The organism is Acinetobacter sp. ESBL14, from assembly GCF_036668815.1.
GTDB lineage: Bacteria > Pseudomonadota > Gammaproteobacteria > Pseudomonadales > Moraxellaceae > Acinetobacter > Acinetobacter gyllenbergii.
Map to the genome: position 1 here is coordinate 158,371 of NZ_JAZEVS010000003.1, position 18,093 is coordinate 176,463.

18 protein-coding genes are annotated in these 18,093 nt (G+C 40.6%); 12 read left to right on the plus strand and 6 right to left on the minus strand.

Features of this window, described 5'->3' with window-relative positions; all coding sequences use genetic code 11:
* Window positions 1-13: 13 nt before the first annotated feature.
* The 5 genes from V6E90_RS11740 (at window position 14) to V6E90_RS11760 (ending at window position 4,929) form a co-directional block, all read left to right on the plus strand.
* Window positions 14-700, plus strand: coding sequence for a dienelactone hydrolase family protein (locus V6E90_RS11740; protein ID WP_332605417.1), 687 nt, complete (start codon window positions 14-16; stop codon window positions 698-700).
* 65 nt (window positions 701-765) lie between these two features.
* Entirely contained in the window at window positions 766-1,203 is a 438-nt protein-coding gene (locus tag V6E90_RS11745) for an RDD family protein (protein WP_016541101.1), read from the plus strand.
* Between the two features lie 310 nt (window positions 1,204-1,513).
* The gene (locus tag V6E90_RS11750; protein WP_332605418.1) at window positions 1,514-2,206 is read left to right on the plus strand and encodes a hypothetical protein; all 693 of its coding nucleotides are present in this window, start codon (window positions 1,514-1,516) and stop codon (window positions 2,204-2,206) included.
* Between the two features lie 56 nt (window positions 2,207-2,262).
* Window positions 2,263-2,982 carry an MgtC/SapB family protein gene (locus tag V6E90_RS11755; protein ID WP_065342838.1) on the plus strand — a complete coding sequence of 240 codons (720 nt, stop codon included), beginning with the start codon at window positions 2,263-2,265 and terminating at the stop codon, window positions 2,980-2,982.
* A 114-nt stretch (window positions 2,983-3,096) separates the two neighbouring features.
* Complete coding sequence (locus V6E90_RS11760; protein ID WP_016541104.1) at window positions 3,097-4,929, plus strand: monovalent cation:proton antiporter-2 (CPA2) family protein; 1,833 nt, start codon at window positions 3,097-3,099, stop codon at window positions 4,927-4,929.
* A gap of 38 nt (window positions 4,930-4,967) precedes the next feature.
* Here the strand turns inward: V6E90_RS11760 and V6E90_RS11765 are convergent, their stop codons facing one another.
* The 4 genes from V6E90_RS11765 to V6E90_RS11780 form a co-directional block, all read right to left on the minus strand.
* Window positions 4,968-6,146, minus strand: a complete 1,179-nt coding sequence (locus tag V6E90_RS11765; protein ID WP_016541105.1) for a benzoate/H(+) symporter BenE family transporter — start codon at window positions 6,144-6,146, stop codon at window positions 4,968-4,970.
* Window positions 6,147-6,254: 108 nt separating this feature from the next.
* Window positions 6,255-6,905: a leucine efflux protein LeuE gene (gene leuE / locus V6E90_RS11770; RefSeq protein WP_262757168.1), complete on the minus strand. Its 651-nt coding sequence runs from the start codon at window positions 6,903-6,905 to the stop codon at window positions 6,255-6,257.
* A 72-nt stretch (window positions 6,906-6,977) separates the two neighbouring features.
* Complete coding sequence (tal, locus tag V6E90_RS11775) at window positions 6,978-7,967, minus strand: transaldolase (protein WP_332605419.1); 990 nt, start codon at window positions 7,965-7,967, stop codon at window positions 6,978-6,980.
* A gap of 116 nt (window positions 7,968-8,083) precedes the next feature.
* Window positions 8,084-8,977 carry a LysR family transcriptional regulator gene (locus V6E90_RS11780; protein ID WP_332605420.1) on the minus strand — a complete coding sequence of 298 codons (894 nt, stop codon included), beginning with the start codon at window positions 8,975-8,977 and terminating at the stop codon, window positions 8,084-8,086.
* 87 nt (window positions 8,978-9,064) lie between these two features.
* Here V6E90_RS11780 and aceI point away from each other — a divergent pair, with 87 nt between their 5' ends.
* From aceI to V6E90_RS11810, 6 genes are all read left to right on the plus strand, one after another.
* Window positions 9,065-9,496: a chlorhexidine efflux PACE transporter AceI gene (gene aceI, locus V6E90_RS11785; RefSeq protein WP_016541109.1), complete on the plus strand. Its 432-nt coding sequence runs from the start codon at window positions 9,065-9,067 to the stop codon at window positions 9,494-9,496.
* Window positions 9,497-9,681: 185 nt separating this feature from the next.
* Window positions 9,682-10,077 carry a tautomerase family protein gene (locus tag V6E90_RS11790; protein WP_016541110.1) on the plus strand — a complete coding sequence of 132 codons (396 nt, stop codon included), beginning with the start codon at window positions 9,682-9,684 and terminating at the stop codon, window positions 10,075-10,077.
* 95 nt (window positions 10,078-10,172) lie between these two features.
* On the plus strand, window positions 10,173-10,547 hold the full coding sequence (locus tag V6E90_RS11795) for a hypothetical protein (protein ID WP_023270024.1): 375 nt from the start codon (window positions 10,173-10,175) through the stop codon (window positions 10,545-10,547).
* A 106-nt stretch (window positions 10,548-10,653) separates the two neighbouring features.
* Window positions 10,654-14,112, plus strand: a complete 3,459-nt coding sequence (gene mfd, locus V6E90_RS11800; protein WP_016541112.1) for a transcription-repair coupling factor — start codon at window positions 10,654-10,656, stop codon at window positions 14,110-14,112.
* Window positions 14,113-14,310: 198 nt separating this feature from the next.
* Window positions 14,311-14,745 carry an HIT domain-containing protein gene (locus V6E90_RS11805; RefSeq protein ID WP_004652971.1) on the plus strand — a complete coding sequence of 145 codons (435 nt, stop codon included), beginning with the start codon at window positions 14,311-14,313 and terminating at the stop codon, window positions 14,743-14,745.
* Window positions 14,746-14,797: 52 nt separating this feature from the next.
* On the plus strand, window positions 14,798-16,234 hold the full coding sequence (locus V6E90_RS11810) for an adenylate/guanylate cyclase domain-containing protein (protein WP_016541113.1): 1,437 nt from the start codon (window positions 14,798-14,800) through the stop codon (window positions 16,232-16,234).
* A gap of 24 nt (window positions 16,235-16,258) precedes the next feature.
* Here V6E90_RS11810 and V6E90_RS11815 read toward each other — a convergent pair whose 3' ends face one another.
* Window positions 16,259-16,699 (minus strand): Rrf2 family transcriptional regulator, encoded by a 441-nt coding sequence (locus V6E90_RS11815; RefSeq protein WP_332605421.1) that lies wholly within the window; start codon window positions 16,697-16,699, stop codon window positions 16,259-16,261.
* A 110-nt stretch (window positions 16,700-16,809) separates the two neighbouring features.
* On the opposite strand from V6E90_RS11815, the gene V6E90_RS11820 reads away from it, so the two are divergent.
* Window positions 16,810-17,691, plus strand: coding sequence for an NAD(P)/FAD-dependent oxidoreductase (locus V6E90_RS11820; protein ID WP_332605588.1), 882 nt, complete (start codon window positions 16,810-16,812; stop codon window positions 17,689-17,691).
* 58 nt (window positions 17,692-17,749) lie between these two features.
* Here the strand turns inward: V6E90_RS11820 and fdx are convergent, their stop codons facing one another.
* Window positions 17,750-18,088 carry an ISC system 2Fe-2S type ferredoxin gene (gene fdx, locus V6E90_RS11825; RefSeq protein ID WP_004652975.1) on the minus strand — a complete coding sequence of 113 codons (339 nt, stop codon included), beginning with the start codon at window positions 18,086-18,088 and terminating at the stop codon, window positions 17,750-17,752.
* Window positions 18,089-18,093 lie beyond the last annotated feature (5 nt).

The following is an 18,093-nucleotide window of genomic DNA, read 5'->3' on the forward strand; positions in this document are numbered from 1 at the left end:
ACGGATGACTGCAATGGAAATAAAAACAATCACATTACCAACACGTCAAATTGAAGTTGAAGTGTATGCACCCACACAAAGCTCTGAAAAAACGCCTGCTATTTTATTGTTACATGAGTTATTCGGTATTCTCGATGTCTATCGTGAAGATGCCCAAGACTTGGCGGATCGGGGCTATTTGGTTTATGTACCTAATCTATTTAGTGGCGGTGCAGTTAAATATTGTATTCGTGCCATGGTGAGCAAAGCTGGCCGCATCAATGCTGCGGATAGTGAAGTTAATCAAGAAATTCATGTATTACTGGATGCTTTAAAGGCAGATCCTCGATCCAATGGTCGCTTAGGCATGTTAGGGCAGTGCTTAACAGGGGGCTATGTAATTCAGATGGCGAAGCGCGAAGATATGTTGGCACCTGTGGTTTATAATCACTCTTTGGGGATTCAAGGGGCGGGTATTCCAAATAAAGAATCTTTAGATGACGTTCGTATTCTACAAGGACATTGGTCTACGGTTGATCCATTTTGCCCAGCGACCAAGCGTAATAAATTGATCCAGCAATTGGGTGATCGGGTGGAAGCTTATACTTATAATATGCCACATGGCTTCCGTAGCGTGAGTCGAGGATTGCCTGAAGCCCAAGTCGTGTGGCAGCGGACGCTTGATTTTTTTGAGCGAGAATTAAAACAAAACACAATATAAATCATTGGAAAAACAGCGTATTATTCAATTGAACTAAATTTCTACAATTAAAAAATGAGGGAAATATGTCTCATAAATATGAATATGCAGGCTTCTGGATACGTGTGGGTGCCGCCATTATTGATTCCATCATTGTGATTGTTGCCATGATTCCATTAACCATGATTTTTGGTGGTGGCAATACCACAGTTGCCTCTGATGGTTTTTCATCATTCCAATTTATGTCTACGGCAGATTGGATTTGGCAAATTCTCGCCGCAGTCTTTTATATTTTCTGTTGGATTAAATTTGCTGGTACACCAGGTAAGCGTCTGCTTCGATTAAAAGTGCTGGATGAAAAAACAGGTGAAAATGTGACTGTTGGGCAGGCTATCATTCGTTATATTGGTTATATCCCAGCAACATTAGTATTTTTTATTGGTTTAATCTGGGTGGCTTTTGATGCGAAGAAGCAAGGCTGGCACGATAAAATGGCAAAAACTGTAGTGGTAAGAGAGCTTTAATTTAGAGCGAAATTTTATCATGTAATAAAAAATTCATACGATAGGGCTTGTGAATCAATTCGCATGTCCTATAATGCCGTTGAGTTTATTCACGGAGATCCTAAATGGGAAGTTGTTCGAGGTTCGGGTTTAATAAGGGATTAAGCCAAAGCGAATACTGAGCAAGTGAGCTATTTAGGTCGGCTATCTTGCAATGAGATAGCTTTGCTAAAAATTATCTAAACCCTCCTATAAAATTTTGCTGTATCCACAAAATTTATTGTATTGACTGCATCCTGTTTAGTTTGTCACCTAAAATGGGGAGAAGCCTATGTTTTTTCACGCTTCCATTCAATGGCTTGCTATTGTTAACGTATTTATTTTATGTGGATTATTGCTGACTCAAAAGAGTAAGGCGGGTCCACTCATCAACACCGATGATGTCTCCATTACAGCAGCGCAGCAATGTCAGCTAGAAAGCACTTATAGTTATAACAAGGATGGAACTTGGTCTTATCAAGTTGTCCCTGCTTGTAATCTCAATCAAAATTTAGAAGTATCGTTAGGTTATCACTCCAGTAAAGATCAAGACCAGATTCATGGCTTTTCGGTTCAAGCGAAAAGCATTTTAAAGCCAATGGACAATGACTGGGCTGTTGCCAGTAGTTTACAGCTATCACGTGATGATGTTGCTCATCATGGAGATTTAAACTGGTTTTTGAATGTTCCTGTCAGTTTTCAACTCTTAGATCAACGTTTAGCATTGGATACTAATCTCGGTTATCAACAGGCCGATGAGCGCCTAGTTCGCTGGGGAATCGCTTCAACTTATACGCTGACCGAGCATGTCGGTGTAACAGTTGAAACGTATAATCAAGATCGCCAAGCACCATTCTTCCAAACAGCATTACAATACAGTTTGATTCCCAACGTTCTGACCTTAGAAGCATCCTTTGGTGATCGCTTACATCGCCTAAAACAACATTGGTTTGGACTCGGCCTAAGTTATACGCCTTCATCCTAATTGTTTCAAATCTAGTTAATCTGTCATTAAAAACATTGATAATAAATAGGTGTAAGATGCAATTAAAATTTTTACAAAATGTTGATTTATCGAATATTGCTGACACGTTGGTCAGCTTATCCGTTGCTTTTATACTGGGTGCATTGATTGGCGTGGAGCGCCAGTATCGACAACGCACGGCTGGACTCAGAACCAATGTACTGGTTGCTGTCGGTGCTGCAATTTTTGTCGATATTGCGACCAATTTAACGGGTGCAGAAGGCGCGGTCCGCGTGATTGCCTATGTGGTTTCAGGGATCGGTTTCTTGGGTGCGGGTGTGATTATGCGCCAAGAAGGTAATATTCATGGTCTAAATACCGCAGCGACTCTCTGGTGCTCCGCAGCTGTGGGGGCTTCGGCTGGTTCAGACCTCATTATTGAAGCAATACTGGCAACTGGATTTATTTTGGCGGCAAATACGTTATTAAGACCCATTGTCCATGTCATTGACCGTCGTCCGATTGATGATGACACCGAAGTTTTACATGTCATCTATATTATTTGTGACCGTAGTCAGAGTAAGGTGGTGATGGATGAGTTGAATTTAACCTTGCAACACCATAATTATCCGGCCAAAGATATTGAAGTCACACCGTTTGGTGAAAAAGAGGTCGAGATTGAAGTCACTTTGATTGCAACCTCCATTGATGCAGAAGAAGCGCAGCATATTATTAATCATTTGAATGCCATGCCACAAATTAGACAGGCATTTTGGGATAAAAATACCATCAATTAAGCCTTGGAAATAGTTTCTATATCATGTAGTTGAGATAGATTGTCCCAAAAATGATATATAAAATGTCTATTGTTTCACATAAAATGAAGCCAGCTTGATAACAATGAGAACTGTATGAGTTCAGAAGCACATTCAATTAGCTTAATTGCACCCGTGGTTTTATTGGCTGCGGCAGTGATTGCAGTACCTATTTTTAAACGGATTGGCTTGGGTTCCGTCCTTGGTTATTTAATTGCAGGTCTGATTATTGGACCCTTTGGTTTTGCTTTTTTTCATGATTCGGCTTCGATTTTACATATCGCAGAACTTGGGATCGTGATGTACTTATTTGTTATTGGTCTGGAGATGCAGCCCTCACATTTATGGAGTTTAAGGCGTGAAATCTTTGGACTAGGCACTTTGCAAATTGTCGCCTGTGCCTTGGCATTAACAGGTGTCGGCTTATTGTTTGGTTTTAGTTGGCAAGTTGCCTTTATTGGCGCAGCAGGTTTTGTACTGACTTCAACAGCCATTGTGATGCAACTGCTGGGAGATCGTGGTGATATCGCTCAGCCGCAAGGGCAAAAGATTGTTGCCATTTTATTATTTGAAGATTTGCTGATTGTGCCGTTACTGGCAATTGTTGCTTTTATGGCGCCAAACCATGTAGTGGAAAGTACTTCGACACGCTTGGAAAGTATCGGCATTGGTTTAATTGCGATTGCAGGTCTCATTGCCGCAGGGTATTGGTTGCTGAACCCATTATTTAGACTGCTTGCCGCGGCAAAAGCCCGAGAGGTGATGACAGCTGCAGCGCTGCTGGTGGTTTTAGGTGCAGCCTTATTAATGCAAGTCAGTGGTTTATCCATGGCGATGGGGGCTTTCTTGGCAGGGGTATTGTTATCTGAATCGACTTTTAGACATCAGATTGAAGCAGATATTGAACCTTTCCGTGGCTTATTATTGGGCTTGTTCTTCCTCGGTGTCGGGATGTCACTGGATTTATCGGTGGTGGCTCAGAATTGGCAACTGATTGTCAGCGGTGTTTTAGCGATGATGTTTGCTAAGGCCCTGATGATTTATATCGTTGCACGTGTCACCAAAAGCTCTCATACCGAGGCGCTTGACCGAGCTTTGCTGATGGCACAAGGTGGTGAATTTGCCTTTGTTCTGTTCGCCGCTGCATTGAGTGCACAAGTCATTGATAATTCAGTCAAGTCGAATTTGACTGCGATTGTGGTGTTATCAATGGTGTTAACCCCGATTTTAGGCATTGTATTTAAACGTTTTACCGAAACCAAAGATCAGATCAATTTAGACAATGTCAATATTGCTGAAGGCTTGAGTGGCAGTGTACTGATGATTGGCTTTGGTCGTTTCGGTCAGGTGACCAGTCAACTGTTATTGGCAAGAGGAGTAGATGTCACCATTATTGATAATGACATCGACATGATTCAAAACGCGGAAAAGTTTGGTTTTAAAATCTATTATGGCGATGGCTGCCGTTTAGATATTTTGCATGCATCGGGTGCATCTTCAGCCCAAGCCATTGTGGTTTGTGTCGACAGTAAGGAAACCACCAATCGAATTGTTGAGTTGGTCACGCATGAATTTCCATTGGCTAAGCTGCTGGTTCGTTCTTATGACCGCGAACATTCGCTTTATTTAGTGAAGCATAAAGTGGATTATATGATTCGCGAAACCTTCGAATCTGCAATCAAATTTGGTGGCGTGATCTTGCAAGAATTAGGCGTTGATGAAGATGAAGTACAACGCATTACGGATGAAATTCGTGATCGTGATGATGAGCGTTTTGAAACAGAGATCGCTGCGGATGATGTCTATGCAGGTGTAGGTTTACAATATACCCATACGCATCCGCGTCCAACAGCGCCATTAATTCGTCCTAAAAAAGCAGCACGTATTTTAAATGATGAAGAAGCACAGAAAGATTTAGAGGAAAAGTAATCCGCAATGCTTTCCGTGCATGATTTGAATAAGCCCAACTAGGGCTTATTTTTTGCTTTAAATCTAAATAACACTAGTACGAAGATACCTAATAACAAACCCCAAAACGCTGAGCCAATACCCCAGAATTGGACACCTGAGGCACTACATAAAAAGGTGAGTAGCGCAGCTTCACGTTCTTCTACATTTGAAAAAGCAACGGCAATGTTGTGGCTGATCGTTGCAAATAGCGCAATTCCTGCAAGCGCCACAATAAAGATTTGCGGGAATGACATCAGTAGGCTGACCAATGTCGCTGCAAAGAGCCCCATTAAGATATAGAACAGACCACAGCTGATTCCGGCAATATAGCGTTTACTTGGATCGGGATGTACTTGATCATCTAGGCTTACCGCTGCACTAATTGCTGCTAAATTGATTGAGAAACAGCCGAAAGGCGCAAAAATAGTATGTGCGACACCTGTCCAACCCACCAACTGATTCACATGCGGGTGGTAGCCATAGCTTTTAATCATGGCAATCCCTGGCAAGTTTTGTGAAGTCATATTGATGACAAACAGTGGCAAAGCTAAGCCTAAGATGGCAGACCACGAAAATGAAGGTTGCATCCACACGGGTTGGGTCAGTGACCACGTGATTGATTGAAGTTTAAAGTCGATAAATAGTGGGCAGATTGCTGCGCCTAAAATCACCGTCAGTACAATGCTATAACGTGGAAATAAGCGTTTTGAAACCAAATAGATCACAAGCATACTGAGAATAAAGCCAAGATGACTTTCTAGGCTGCTGAAAATCTGAATACCAAATTTTAATAAGATCCCTGCTAGCATGGCACAGGTCAGACTTTGTGGAATATGGGCCAATAATTTTTGAAAAATTCCAGAAAAACCAACAATGGCAATGGCAATACCACAGACCAAGAAAGCACCAATCGCCTCATATAGATCGTAATGCCCAGTTGATGCAATGATCAATGCAATCCCTGGTGTCGACCATGCAGTGGCAACGGGATATTTATATTTCCAAGACAGGATCAAGCCCGAGAGACCAATGGCAAGTCCCAATGCCCAAAACCAAGAACTGATTTGAGCAGTATTGGCACCTAAAGATTGTGCGCCTTGAATGACGAGGATGGCGGAAACACTAATCCCGATTAAGAAAGTAATAAAGCCAGCAAAAACTGCTGGAATTGAAAAATCTTGGAGGAGACGTTGCATCTATGCATCTATACTTGTTTAAAATTTGTTGAAAAGTATATCGTTAATGCGACCTAAATCGTAGTTCTAAAGTGATTGAATAAATTGATCATTCGATCAATTTTATGCTTAGGTGAGCGTTGATGTTGCCAATCTTAAACCAAAACCAAAGAACAAGATTCCAACCAGACAAATCCCTGCAGCTGCAATTTTATAATTATGTTTGAAAAAACTGGCAAGTTTAATCCCAGAGAAAATCAAAGCGGTTAAATAGCTGAAACTTACAATTTGCACAATCAATGCCAATACTAAAAAGCTTAATGCAGGATAGGCATAATCAGGTTCTACAAACTGCACAAAAAAAGACAAGAAAAACAGAATCGCTTTTGGATTCAGTAAGCTGATACTGAGTGCTGTACGGTAAGGATGAACTTGATCAAGTTTCGGTAAATCAGCTAGCTCGGCATGATGTGGTGGCTTATTCCAAGTTTGATAAGCACCTTGTAATAATTTAAAACCTAAGTAGGCGAGATAACAAGCCCCTGTTAATTTAAGAATAATGAACAGAATCGGGAAGGCTTTGAGTAAGGATGCCGCACCTAATACCGTACACAGGATTAAAATAGAATCTCCTGTAAATACACCACAAGCTGCCGCGTAACCAGTACGAATGCCATAACGAGAAGCTACGGACATGACATAGAGAGAGTTAGGGCCAGGTAATAACACAATTAAGATTGTACCAATAATATAAGTGGTTAAATCTGTTATACCGAACACAGTGAACTCATTAAAAAACCGATTTTCGCTAATATAACAAAAATCGGTTTTTATTGGTGAAAAATCGACTAATTATGGTTTGATTTCAGCATCAATCCCAAAAGACTGACGCAGCAATAAACTGAGTTGGTCACGTGCTTTGATAAAGCCATCAATACCCCCTTGTAGTAATTGAAAGGCCATCAAATCTTGTTCAAGTTCAGCTTTAAAACTCTCTTTACTTTGTGCTGGACGTTCAATGCTTTCTGCTTGTTGAGCAAATTCGGCACTTAGTTGAGGTTCAACAAGCTGTTGGTCTTGTTCCAACTGAGCCAAAAGATTTGGGGCAATCGTAAGTAAGTCACAACCTGCTAAACCAAGCACTTGTGCGGTACTACGGAAGCTTGCACCCATCACTTGGGTTGGAATGCCTTGCTGTTTGTAGTAGTTATAAATCTTTTTCACAGAAAGTACGCCAGGATCTTTGGCAATTGGATATTGCTCTACACCTTCAGCTTTTTTATACCAATCTAAAATACGACCTACAAAAGGTGAGATCAGCGTGACGTTTGCATCTGCACAAGCTTGAGCCTGATGCAAGCCGAAAAGTAATGTGAGGTTACATGGAATACCTTCAGCTTCGAGTACTTTTGCCGCTTGAATGCCTTCCCATGTGGACGCGATTTTAATCAGAATACGTGATTGTTCAATACCATAACCTTGATAGAGCTGAGAGAGCTCACGTGCTTTGGCAATTGTTGCTTCCGTGTTGTAAGAAAGAGAAGCATCGACTTCTGTAGAGACACGACCCTCGATCAATTTTAAAATTTCGACACCAAACTTCACAGTCAAAATATCAATGGTACGTTCAATCAGTTCATCACGTTGATAGCCTTCTTGCTTGGCTTGAGTATAAGCATCTTCTATCAGCTCGCGGCTTTCTGGTTGTTCAGCTGCAGCTGTGATGAGTGATGGATTGGTCGTTGCATCAAGTGGACGAAATTTTTCAATCGCTTCTAGATCACTACTATCGGCAACAACGGTGGTTAAATTTTTTAATTGGTGTAATGCATTCTGAGTCATTGATATCGCGTTCTTACATAAACAATATTATCGGTAACTTCTGTTATAACACAATCTGGATGAAAGCAAAGCCCCGCATTTGTTTGCAGAATTGTTCATCCTGTCTACACTTGTACTTATGTCTCATTTTTTTGACGTTGTTGTCGAATGTGGTCAATTAAGTATTTTGCAGCAAGTCCTAATTCACTTTCTCGGCTCCATACTAGATCGACGTAGTATTCAAATTTTGGTGTGAAATCATACATTTCCAAAATCTTCAGTTTCTTTTTAAGTTCTGGATTTTCATTGAACATTTGTAAGGGGAGGACACCCCAACCTAAGTTGCGAATAATCATCATGCAAGCAGAATGATGATTGTCTGTGCGCCAATAGTCTTTAGAATAGAGCAACTCTGGCTTGATACTATGATCACGACTTGCGACTACAATTTGGCGTGTTTGTACGATTTGTTCAAAAGATACGTGATTCAGTTGTGCTAAAGAATGATTTTTAGCAATGACAGGAACAAGCGCTTCTCTTTTTAGTTCCACAAATTGTTCGCGGCTATCCAATTGTTCACGTTCAAACATCAATGCAAGTTGTGCAGATTGATCAAGTAACATCTGTAAAGCATCTTCTTGTGGGGCTGAAAAAATATTCATTTCAAGACTTGGAAAACGCTGCTCCAGCAAGGTGATATAGTCAGTCCAGTTGGTATACAGCAGCTCAGACACTACCACGATATTGAGCGTCGACTCCAAACCAGTACTCAAGGCATGCGCATGCTGTTTCCATTGATTGATTTCAATCAATAATTGTTGCGTTTTCTCGTACAGGACGATGGCTTCTGCTGTTGGAATGGGTTCACGTCCGACGCGTTCAAACAGATTAAGATTGAGGTCAATTTCTAAATTGGCAATCGACATGCTTACTGCAGAGGGGACCTTGCCTAATTTACGGGCAGCAGCAGAGAAAGAGCCTGTTTCAATCACGGTTTGAAACATGATGAGTTGTTCTTGATTAATATTCATCTGTCAAAAATACTGAAAGAATCTGATTGGATTAATCAAAATTATAAAAATAAAATAGCCTCAATCCAAATAAAAGAGTGTTATGAAATGTTGATTTCCAAAAGAAGACTCATTCATGCAATTAGCTATGAAGTGATTTTATTGGTCATCATCGCAATTGCGTTAAGTTTTATTTTTAGTATGCCGCTTGAAGTCACGGGGATTCTGGGTACCATCATGGCGGTCATTTCAGTGTTCTGGAATATGATTTTTAACCATTTCTTTGAAAAAGTGGAACATAAATATCAGTGGGAAAGAACCATTCCAGTCCGCATTCTGCATGCAATTGGGTTTGAAGGTGGTTTGATGCTGGCTACCATTCCAATTATTGCATATATGATGAAAATGAGCTTTATCGAGGCTTTAATTCTCGATTTCGGTTTGACCATGTGTATTTTGGTTTATACATTTATCTTCCAGTGGTGTTATGACCTTGTAGAAGGTCGTTATTTCCCAAATGCAAAACTTGCTTCTTCTTGATGATGAAAAAAAAGCATTCTTCGGAATTTTCTGAAGAATGCTTTTTTATGGTTTTAGAAAAAATGGTTTGATTACAGTATTGATAAAGTCAGAACAATAAAGTTTATTTACTATTGTGTAAGAAAGTAGCAAACATAGTAAAAATAAATAGATATCACAACGCAAGATCGTAGGAGAATAACAATATGCCAAGTGTGCTGATCGAAGTCAGGCAGCAATATCCAGTCGAAGTTGAGCTGGAGATTATGGAAGCGGTGCATACTGCGCTCAGAGATGCGTTTAAAATCATGGCCAGTGATCGAAATGTGCGTTTAATTGTCCATGAAGCACATCGTTTTCAATGTCCGCCAGAAAAGGCAAAACCTGAATGTTATACCTTGATTAGTATTGATGCTTTTCTTGGACGTTCTTTAGATGCCAAGCGTCAGCTGTATAAATTGATTGTGCATAATCTTGAGCCGATAGGCATTCCCAAAGATCATGTGAAAATTATGCTTCGTGAACTGCCCTCGGAGAATTTTGGTGTTCGTGGTGGACAAGCAGCATGTGATGTTAATTTAGGATTTAAGATTGATGTTTAGAACAAGGTTTTAAAGAGGAAAGCTCGATCAGGGCTTTCTTTTATTTGAATATGAAAATAGCCTAAGTAATTTTAAAAGATGAGATAAATAAAAAGATGTTCAAATTAATTTTGCTTATTCTATTCATTGTTTGCCAAGTCAGCTATGCGGGCTATGATTTACATATTACAAAAAAAGAATTTTATTTTAATGAAGGGGAATGTATTACTCCTGCAGAATGGCACGCTTATATGATGCTAGATCCATCAGTAAAAAGTGATCTCCAGAATTCAGCACAAGACTTTCTGATTCTTATTGATAAGCAAGAAATTCCATTAATATATAGTCATGATTCTTGTAGTTTATCGATTAAAAATCCAAGTCCTGAAGCGATTAGGAAAATGATCGAGATTGCAAACAAACTGCATGCAACAGTACAAGGTGACGATGCTGAAATTTATATCACGCCGGAGGAAATAATTAGACGATAATTTATAAGAAGCTGAAGCTTAAATCAGTCGTAGAAAAACTCACACTCCTCAAAAAACATCATGCTAAAATAGGGTACTTATCTTTTTAGATTGCATGATTTTCTCTATGTTTCAACAAGAAATTTCTCAATTAAACTTACAACAATTCAAAGCGGGCGAAAAACGCTGGATTGGTTCCTTGTTAGGGTCATCCGCAGCACTATTATTCAAAGAAATTGCCTCACAAAGTTCAAACCTATATGTCATTGTTGCAAGGAATAATCAACATCTTGCTCAGCTTGAGAGCGAACTCGAATTTTATGGCATCAAGCCCATTATTTTCCCGGATTGGGAAATTTTGCCTTATGACCGTTTATCTCCGCATCAAGACATTGTTTCTGAGCGTTTGGCAATTTTATCGAATATGCCACAAAAAGGGATTTTACTGGTTTCAGCCAGCACTTTAGCGCAACGCGTTGCACCTTATTCGTGGGTCGTGGGCGAACACTTTGATATTAAAGTGGGGCAGAAACTCGACCTTGAAGCGCAAAAGAAACAATTGGTTCAAGCAGGTTATCGCTTAGTTGACACAGTTTATGATCACGGTGAGTTTGCAGTTCGCGGTAGCATCATGGATATTTTTGCATCTGGACAAGATCAACCGATTCGAATTGACTTATTTGATGATGAAATTGACAGCCTAAAATTCTTTGACCCAGAAACACAAAGAACCACCGAATCCTTAAAAAACTTTACTGTTTTACCTGCAAAAGAATTTCCTCTGAAAGAGGGGCGTTCGACTTTTAGAGACCGTTATGCAGAAAGCTTCCCAACTGCAAATCCGAAGAAAAATCCGATTTATCAGGATGTATTAGAAGGAATTGCAACCCCGGGTTTAGAGTTTTATTTGCCATTATTCTTTGATAAGAAGGTGATGGAAGCACAAAGTATGCTGACGACATACTTACCAAAGAATTGCGTTGTCATTACAAATAGTGAAATTGAAGATGATTTTGTTCACTTCTGGAAAGAAGTGATGCGTCGTTATGAAGATCGACGCCATAACATTGATCAACCGATTCTACCGCCAGAAGACTTATTTTTAATGCCCAACCATGTTTTACAGGCATTAAATCAATTCCCTCGAATTTTGGCTTCAGCTGAAGCTTTCGATGCTAAGGCGGGTGTACTCAACATCACTGCTGAACAGCCACCTAAATTGGCTGTTGATCCGAAAAAAGAACAACCTTTTGAAGCAGTAAAACATTATATCGACCAAGCCAAGCACCCTGTTTTATTGGTGGCAGAGAGTGCGGGTCGTCGAGAAACGCTAAAAGATGCGCTACGTGGTGTGTTGGGTGAAATTCAAAATGTAGATAGTTTTGCTCAATTCCAAAAAGATAAGTTACAGGTTGCGATTACCAGTGCACCACTGGACCGAGGGTTGTTGCTGAGTAATCAGCTGTCGGTGATTTCGGAAAATCAGCTTTATGAACACCGTGTGGTGCAACGTCGCCGTAAACGCCAGCAAGAAGTATCTGAAGAGTTCTTGATCCGTAGTTTAACCGAGCTGAGTATTGGTGCACCTGTCGTACATATCGATCATGGTGTAGGGCGTTACGCAGGTTTAATTACTTTAGAAATCGACGAGCAGGATCATGAGTTCTTGCAGCTTGATTATGCAGATGGCGCGAAAGTCTACGTGCCTGTAACCAATTTGCATCTGATCAGCCGCTATAGTGGTGGCGATCCTGATTTAGCCCCATTGCATAAATTAGGTACAGATACATGGAGTAAAGCGAAGCGCAAAGCTTTGGAGCAAATCCATGATGTTGCCGCAGAGTTATTACATATTCAGGCTCGTCGTCAATCCAAACCTGGTTTTGCTTTTGAGCTCGATCATACCGGCTATATGCAATTCTCCAGTGGTTTTGCCTACGAAGAAACTTTAGACCAAGCCAACGCCATTGAAGCAACCCTCCATGATATGCAGCTTGCCAAACCGATGGACCGTTTGGTTTGTGGTGATGTGGGCTTTGGTAAAACTGAAGTGGCGATGCGTGCGGCCTTTGTTGCGGTACAAAATAACAAGCAAGTTGCAGTTCTTGTACCGACGACCTTGTTAGCACAGCAACATTATGAATCCTTTAAAGATCGTTTTGCCGATACTGCGGTACGAATTGAAGTATTGTCTCGTTTTGGCAGCAATAAGACCCACCTAAAAACTATTGAAGATTTGGCTGAAGGCAAAGTCGATATCGTGGTAGGAACGCATAAAATTCTGCAAGAAAACATCCAATTCAAGAATCTTGGACTCATGATTGTCGATGAGGAGCATCGTTTTGGTGTTCGTGATAAAGAACGGATTAAAGCCCTACGCGCCGATGTGGATATGTTGACTTTAACCGCGACCCCGATTCCACGTACCTTGAATATGGCATTTTCTGGGATGCGTGATCTCTCGATTATTGCAACACCACCCGCACGCCGTTTAGCCGTAAAAACTTTTGTACAAGAACATACCGATGATTCGGTCAAAGAAGCAATTCTGCGTGAGTTATTACGTGGTGGTCAGGTGTACCTATTGCATAATGAGGTAGATACCATTGAACGCGCCGCTGAAACCATTCGTCATTTAGTTCCAGAAGCACGAGTTGCGGTTGCGCACGGTCAAATGCGCGAACGCGAACTTGAGCAAGTAATGCAGCAGTTCTATCACAAAGAATATAACGTATTGGTCTGCTCAACCATTATTGAAACGGGTATTGATGTGCCGAACGCCAATACCATCATTATTGAGCGTGCGGATAAATTGGGTCTGGCGCAACTGCATCAATTGCGTGGTCGTGTTGGACGTTCGCATCATCAAGCCTATGCCTATTTATTGGTTCCATCGATCAAACACCTGAAAGGCGATGCCGAAAAACGCTTAGATGCGATTCAACGTGCTTCCACTTTGGGGGCTGGCTTTATGTTGGCAACTGAAGACTTGGAGATTCGAGGCGCGGGTGAATTACTCGGTGAACAGCAAAGTGGTTCAATGCAGGCAATTGGTTATAGTCTGTATATGGAGATGCTCGAAAAAGCGACCAAAGCCATTCAAAAAGGCAAAACGCCTAATTTTGATGCGCCGTTGTCATTAACTGCTGAAATTAATTTACATATGCCAGCACTGATCCCAGATGATTACTTGGGTGATGTCCATCAACGTTTGTTGTTCTATAAACGAATCAGTAATACCGATAGCCAAGAGAAGCTCGACAATATCCGTATGGAGTTGATTGATCGTTTTGGTATTCCACCACAACCTGTGAAGCAATTGTTTAGTGTGCATCAGCTGCGCTTGCGTGCAGAGCAGTTGGGTATTACCAAAATTGATATTAACAGTAATGGGGGATATATCGAGTTTTCACCGGATACTCCTGTGCAGGCGATCAGCATCATCCAACTGATGCAGAAAAATCCAACCTATTACCGAATGGAAGGCGGTCAACGTTTGAAAGTCACGGTGCAATTGGCTGAATACGATAAGCGGATTCAGTTCATTGTAGATTTGCTGAACAAGCTATTGAGTGAGTTAAATTGAGGCTTTTAAGCATTTGATTTGCTGGTTAATTGAGCAAGTTGTGTTTTTTAGCAAATGCGATCCTGTTTTTGATCAGATGTTCATGCAATAAATGAGGAAAATCATTGTTATTTGTAATCAAACGGGTTACTAATAATATTCACATCAAAACTGATGTGATAGTATTGATCATCATTATTCTGCATCATTTATAAAGATATGTTTAGTTTGCATCCACAACTTGCTCAAGATACATTTTTTGTAGGCGACTTCCCGCTTTCAACATGTCGTTTAATGAATGATATGCAATTTCCTTGGTTGATCCTGATTCCACGTGTTCCAGGCGTCACAGAATTATATGAATTAAGCCAAGCAGACCAAGAACAGTTTTTACGTGAATCAAGCTGGTTATCAAGCCAATTGTCACGTGTATTCCGTGCAGACAAGATGAATGTTGCCGCTTTAGGAAACGTTGTTCCTCAGCTTCATTTTCATCATGTAGTACGTTATCAAAACGATGTTGCATGGCCTAAGCCAGTATGGGGAACACCAGCTGTGCCTTATAGCAATGATGTACTTGCGCATATGCGTCAAACATTAATGTTGGCATTGCGTGGACAGGGTGATATGCCATTTGATTGGCGTATGGACTGATCCAGAAAAATAGAATAAATACAGTATTCTATAATAAGAAAAGGAGGATAGGGTGCCACTAGATAGGTTGATTGATAAAGAACCTAGACAGTTCGCTTATTTTCATCGTTTGATGGGATATTCGATTCTGTCACTTATTTTGGTAATTTATGCATTTACCTCAACCAGTGCTAGCTATCAACTCTACCTTCTTCCTTTATTATTCATTTATTTTTTGCTCTGTCCTCGTTTAGAAAAATGGCTGCAATATAAATTTGATAAAAAAATAGAAAAAAATGTTCTGTTTGCCAATGAGGCGGTGATCGTCGCATTGGTGCTTGCTGCAATACATTTGAGTCTAGTTCCGACCTTTACCATTTTATTTGCACTGCTCTATGTCGGATTGAATAACCGAATTTCTTTGCCTGTTTCCTGTTTGATCGGGCTGATAGGTGTCATTACATTCTACTTCAGTACCTACATCATTTTTGGTGCAGAAGAGTATTTTGAACCTACCAATCCAGAACTGACCGTTGTGAGCCTTTTAGGCTTAATGATGTTTATTGTGATTGGTAATTATTATCAGCATCGTCGTTTGAATATTTTGGGGCAGCAACGCCAGCACTATCATAATCAAATGACGCGTTATATTGCTTTTGCCAATCAGTTGAGCCGTTATGCGCCGTTACAGTTGTGGCAATCAATTATGCGCGGTGAGGCAGAGGCAAAAATTGAATATAAGCGTAAAAAATTAACCATTTTCTTTTCTGATATACAAGGTTTTACGGAACTTTCTGAAACGCTAATTCCAGATGATTTGGCTTTCTTGCTGAATGATTATTTGAGTCATATGACTGAAATTGCCAAGCAGTACGAAGCAACCGTCGATAAGTTTATGGGTGATGCGATTCTTATTTTCTTTGGGGATCCAAACTCGCAGGGTGTCGAACAGGATGCAAAATCTTGTGTCGAAATGGCCATTGCAATGCGTCAGCAAATGAAACTGTTGCGTGAACGCTGGAAGAAGATGGGTTATCCTGCTTTACATATTCGTATGGGCATCAGTACGGGTTATTGCCACGTCGGTAACTATGGTGCTTCACATCGTATGGCTTATACCATTGTTGGTCGTGACGTAAACTTGGCAGCCCGTTTGCAGTCTGCGGCAGAAGTCGATGAAATTTTGATTGCCGATGACACCCATCAGCTGATTAAAAATGAGTTTTTGTGTGTGCCTAAAGTACCTATTTATTTAAAAGGTATTCAAGGTCCTGTTAAAACCTGGCAGGTGATGGAGAAATTCACAGGCAAGAAATCAGATACACAAAAATGGTTTGATTTCGATTATAAAGGTTTCCATTTAGTTTTGAATTTAGAAGAAGTACAGAACTATGAATATCCTGAACTGGTCGAGATCTTGGAAAATATGGTTCAGCGTATTAAGACCCAGCAAAAAATTACCAATGCACAGGGTATTCCTAAATTGACTCTGGATGATGAAGTCAGATAATCAAAACCAGCGTACCTTCTAAAGTTATTTTCTATGCGCATGCGTCTCATATAAATGATCAAACTCAGTAGCTAACGATGCCAATGTCGTGGCTTTAAGTTGTTGCGTCAGAATATTTTGTGCATCTTGTATTGCATGATTTAAAGCGGCATTCACCACACGTTCGACTAAGCATTCTGGATTTTCTCGTTCGTTGCCAATCGCAAAAATCGTTGGCTCACCCACGGCTTGATAAATATCCCACAGCGTAATTTTTTCTAAATCACCTGTTAACTGCCAACCACCACCTGCGCCTTTTTCTGAATGGACAAAACCTGCCTTTTTAAGACCTGACATGGTCCGTCTGACCACAACTGGATTAGTGGAAAGCATTTGTGCGATTTCATCAGAGGTAAAAGTCTTGTTTTGTCTTGCCATGTGAAGTAGCACATGAAGCATTCGTGAAAGTTTACTGTCTGTACGCATTGAATTTATAAAAATACAAAAAGGGATTACATTAAATGTAACATCAAAAGTTGCAAATTAAAATAAAAAGCATTAATGTAACTTTTAAAGTTACATTAATGGTTGAACTTATGCAGTACGATGTTGCGATTATTGGTGGAAGTTATGCGGGTTTGTCAGCAGCGATGCCCTTGGTAAGAGCGCGTAAAAAAGTGGCAGTGATTGATGCTGGGCAAAGGCGGAATCGCTTTGCAGCGCATTCACATGGCTTTTTAACGCAGGATGGGAGTAAAGCCAGTGAGATTGTACAGATTGCCAAGCAGCAACTTTTAGCTTATCAGACGGTTGATTGGGAAGATGGTCAGGTGAAACGTGTAGAAAAAGTTGAGGATGGTTTTGCAATCTGTATTGATGCCACTCGTTCAATCACTGCAAAACGTTTGATCATTGCCGCAGGCATCACAGATCGGCTACCTGAAATTTCAGGTTTAGCTGAGCGTTGGGGGAAAAGCATTTTTCATTGCCCTTATTGTCATGGTTATGAGCTTAATCAAGGTAAGATCGGGATTATTGCTAGTTCTGAGCATGCGGCACATATGGCGATGATGTTGCCAGATTGGGGGGATACCACGCTGTTCTTAAATGATTATCCTATAGCCGAGGAATTGCTTGATCAATTAGCCACCCGAGGTGTCCGCGTAGAAAAACGATTGATTCAAGAAATTATCGGACACAGCGATGTGTTACTCGCAGATGGTTCTGTTATTCAGTTGGATGGTATTTTTGCAACCACAAAATGTAGCATCGCTCAGGACTGGATATTCAAGTTGGGTTGTGAGATTGAACAGAATGCGATGGGTGAGGCAATAAAGACCAATGCAATGAAAGAAACATCAGTGACAGGTATTTTTGCCTGTGGTGATGTTGCTCGTTTAGGCGGCTCAGTGCCTTTGGCTGTTGGAGATGGCACCATGGCAGGTGCTGCTGCACATCGATCTTTAATTTTCGCTTAGAAAATAAAAAAGCTAGAGATTGACTCTAGCTTTTTTATGTTTGAGAAAGTCAGTTGAATTAATGATTTTCCGAAGCATGGTTGATGGTGTATTTAGGAATTTCGATTTCTAAATCTTCATCTACAATTTCAACTTGGCAAGACAGGCGAGAATCAGGCTCTAGGCCCCATGCACGGTCAAGCAAATCTGCTTCAACGTCATTCATTTCTTCAAGGCTGTCAAAGCCTTTACGCACAACCACGTGACAGGTCGTACAAGCTGCTGACATGTCACAAGCATGTTCAATTTTAATGCCGTTTTTTAATAAACTTTGGCATAAATTGGCGTTATGTTCGACTTCAAATTCTGCACCTTCAGGGCAAATTTGTGCATGAGGAAGAACTTTAATACGTGGCATATTGA

What these genes read in the sequence shown, in the direction of transcription:
- V6E90_RS11740 (WP_332605417.1), top strand. Translation starts at nt 14, where the DNA reads ATGGAAATAAAAACAATCACATTACCAACACGTCAAATTGAAGTTGAA.
- V6E90_RS11805 (WP_004652971.1), top strand. Translation starts at nt 14,311, where the DNA reads ATGTTTAGTTTGCATCCACAACTTGCTCAAGATACATTTTTTGTAGGC.
- fdx (WP_004652975.1), bottom strand. Translation starts at nt 18,088, where the DNA reads ATGCCACGTATTAAAGTTCTTCCTCATGCACAAATTTGCCCTGAAGGT.
- V6E90_RS11795 (WP_023270024.1), top strand. Translation starts at nt 10,173, where the DNA reads ATGTTCAAATTAATTTTGCTTATTCTATTCATTGTTTGCCAAGTCAGC.
- V6E90_RS11780 (WP_332605420.1), bottom strand. Translation starts at nt 8,977, where the DNA reads ATGAATATTAATCAAGAACAACTCATCATGTTTCAAACCGTGATTGAA.
- V6E90_RS11745 (WP_016541101.1), top strand. Translation starts at nt 766, where the DNA reads ATGTCTCATAAATATGAATATGCAGGCTTCTGGATACGTGTGGGTGCC.
- V6E90_RS11750 (WP_332605418.1), top strand. Translation starts at nt 1,514, where the DNA reads ATGTTTTTTCACGCTTCCATTCAATGGCTTGCTATTGTTAACGTATTT.
- V6E90_RS11820 (WP_332605588.1), top strand. Translation starts at nt 16,810, where the DNA reads ATGCAGTACGATGTTGCGATTATTGGTGGAAGTTATGCGGGTTTGTCA.
- V6E90_RS11765 (WP_016541105.1), bottom strand. Translation starts at nt 6,146, where the DNA reads ATGCAACGTCTCCTCCAAGATTTTTCAATTCCAGCAGTTTTTGCTGGC.
- tal (WP_332605419.1), bottom strand. Translation starts at nt 7,967, where the DNA reads ATGACTCAGAATGCATTACACCAATTAAAAAATTTAACCACCGTTGTT.
- V6E90_RS11815 (WP_332605421.1), bottom strand. Translation starts at nt 16,699, where the DNA reads ATGCGTACAGACAGTAAACTTTCACGAATGCTTCATGTGCTACTTCAC.
- V6E90_RS11790 (WP_016541110.1), top strand. Translation starts at nt 9,682, where the DNA reads ATGCCAAGTGTGCTGATCGAAGTCAGGCAGCAATATCCAGTCGAAGTT.
- aceI (WP_016541109.1), top strand. Translation starts at nt 9,065, where the DNA reads ATGTTGATTTCCAAAAGAAGACTCATTCATGCAATTAGCTATGAAGTG.
- mfd (WP_016541112.1), top strand. Translation starts at nt 10,654, where the DNA reads ATGTTTCAACAAGAAATTTCTCAATTAAACTTACAACAATTCAAAGCG.
- V6E90_RS11760 (WP_016541104.1), top strand. Translation starts at nt 3,097, where the DNA reads ATGAGTTCAGAAGCACATTCAATTAGCTTAATTGCACCCGTGGTTTTA.
- V6E90_RS11755 (WP_065342838.1), top strand. Translation starts at nt 2,263, where the DNA reads ATGCAATTAAAATTTTTACAAAATGTTGATTTATCGAATATTGCTGAC.